Source organism: Halorubrum sp. AJ67, assembly GCF_000513435.1.
In genome coordinates, this window is sequence record NZ_CBVY010000009.1 from 132,261 (window position 1) to 134,504 (window position 2,244).

At 70.4% G+C, this 2,244-nt stretch carries 1 protein-coding gene and 2 pseudogenes; 1 reads left to right on the forward strand and 2 read right to left on the reverse strand.

Features of this window, described 5'->3' with window-relative positions; all coding sequences use genetic code 11:
* Positions 1–393: pseudogene (locus BN903_RS09445) on the reverse strand (hypothetical protein); the annotation flags it as partial.
* Positions 390–1,665, reverse strand: a pseudogene (locus BN903_RS09450) (Single-stranded DNA binding protein). The pseudogenes BN903_RS09445 and BN903_RS09450, both read right to left, overlap by 4 nt.
* 128 nt (positions 1,666–1,793) lie before the next feature.
* Between BN903_RS09450 and BN903_RS09455 the strand changes: the two are divergent.
* Positions 1,794–2,114, forward strand: a complete 321-nt coding sequence (locus tag BN903_RS09455; protein WP_048077490.1) for a hypothetical protein — start codon at positions 1,794–1,796, stop codon at positions 2,112–2,114.
* Positions 2,115–2,244 lie beyond the last annotated feature (130 nt).

A 2,244-nucleotide genomic window follows, 5' to 3' on the forward strand; every position in this document is an offset into this window, starting at 1 on the left:
GACCTCGTTGAGGCTCTCCGGGCGGACGGAGGTGAACACGCGGTCCGAGTCCTCCGGCTCGAAGGTTCGCGCCTTGCCCGTGAGCGCGACGAACGCCGGCGGCTCGGCGCGCTCCAAGAATGTCTGCGCCTCCGGCTGGTACTGGCCGGCGTAGGTGACGAACGCGCCGGAAGGGTCGACGACGCGCCCGCGCCGCGTCTCGTCGTTCACGCGCTCGACCTCGGTGAGCACGCCGGCGGTGAACAGGCGGTTCACCCGCGCGCCGGTCGGCGTGACCACGTAGTTCGGGGCGCGCTCCTCGTCGCTCTCGGAGTACGACAGCGAGGCGTCGTCGAACTCGGCCGCGAACACCCGGTAGGCGACCTCTCGGGCACCCGGTCCGTCGTCGCTCATTCGCCCACCTCCGCGAGCGCGGCGCGGGCGGCGTCCGCCGGGTCGTCGTCCGCGAGTTCGAACTCGTCCGCGTCGAGGTTCGCGCCGTAGTCGTCGACCGAGAGGTTGCCGCGGACGCGGTAGGCGCGCCCGACGAGCGCGTCAGCGATGTCGTCGGCGACCACCGCCTTGTCCATCGCGTCCTTCGCGGCGGCGAGGGCGTCGTCGAGGCCGCCCCCGTACCACCTCGGCGGTGAGTTCGTCGTCGAGGACGACGGTGACGGTGTCGGTGCCGTCGTCGAGGATCGCCTTCACGCGGAGGTCGTCCTCGCCGTCGACGTCGCCGTGGCTCCGACACTGGCCGTTCTGAACCACGCGGCCGCACTCGGGGCAGCGCTCGATGAGCCCGGAGCCGTCCCGGACTTCGAGGACGTTGCCGACGACCTCGACGTCGAACATCCCGCCGGAGGCGACCGCGTCGGCGACCGAGAGCCGCGGGGCGTCGTCCGCGACCTCGACGGCGTCGGGCAGCGGCGTCACCGTCGAGAACTCGGTGAGGTTGAGCGAGGGGACGCCGCGGAACTCCCGGACGTACACGTCCTCGATCCGGAGGTCAGCGCCCGGCTTCAGCTCCGAGCGCGGCTGCCAGTCCGTGAAGGGGAGCTTCGCGGTCTCGTCGCCGACGACGCCCTCCAAGATCTCCGTCTCGCCGTCGCGCCCGGAGATGGTCTTCTCGTCGACCTCCAGCACGCGGACCTCGACGTTGCGCCCGCGGTCGCCCGCACTGATCTCGACGAGGCTGCGGTCGCCGCCGATCTCGTGATCGACGTCGACCGGTTCGTCCGCGATGGCGACGGTGGTCGAGTCGTTGAGGTTGAGCTCCGGTCTCCCCTCCCACTCGCGGACGCCGGCGTTGCCGATCGTCAGCGAGTCGCCCGGCTCGAATCCGAAGTCCTGCCACGCGGTGTAGGAGATGACGCCGGTCTCGTCTGCGATCTCCCCTTCGCGGATCGTGAGGTCGTCGCCCTGGTACCGGATCGTGCGCGTCCCCTGCGTGAGCACGCGGACGGTGACCGTCACGCCGTCGTGGTCGGTCGTGATCTCGCCGACGTCGACGGCGTCCGGGGTGGGGGTCGAGCCGCCGCCACCGCCGCCGTGTTTCCGGCGGACGCTCTGTTTCGCCTCGTCGATCGGGACGCTGTACTCCAGTAGGTTCTCCAAGTCGGCTTTGACCTCCTCTTTGTCGACGCCGAGGTCGGAGGCGAGCTCCTCGGCATGGCTGTTGACGTCCATCGAAGCGAGGTTCGGCGCGGCCGCACAAAAGGATTCACCACCAGCGGAGCCCGCAGCGGGCGCGTTCGATCGAGCCGTCGACTCCGCTCGTCGGCACAGCTAAACCCCTCCCGGTCGCACGGGGCCACATGGACGACACCGACATCGAGGTCAACGCGCGGGTCACTGAGGACCGCACCGTCATCGACGTGACGGGGACTCGGGACGTCGCCGTGGTCGTGCGGTCCGGCGGCGGCGAGCGGATCTACCTCCCGCCAGAGGGGTTCGACGACCCGGTCTCCGGGTCGCCGTACACCTCGCCGTACCAGGGGAGCGGGGCCGGCGGCGAGGAGAGTCCCTACGGCGGCGGGACCGGAAGTACACGCGGCGTGATGGACACCGCCGACGGGTTCCGTGTCACCCACCCGGAGCCGGTGACCGAGTTCGACGTGTACCGGGGCGGTGAGTAGGTAGAGGTCGTTATAACTGGCCGATCGACACGAACACTACCGAAGCCCCAGTCGCGAGGCGGGCGCACGCTCGCTGTGCGCTTCAGTCGCTCGCTACGCTCGCTCCTTCCAGTGCTTGCGTCGCCTGCGC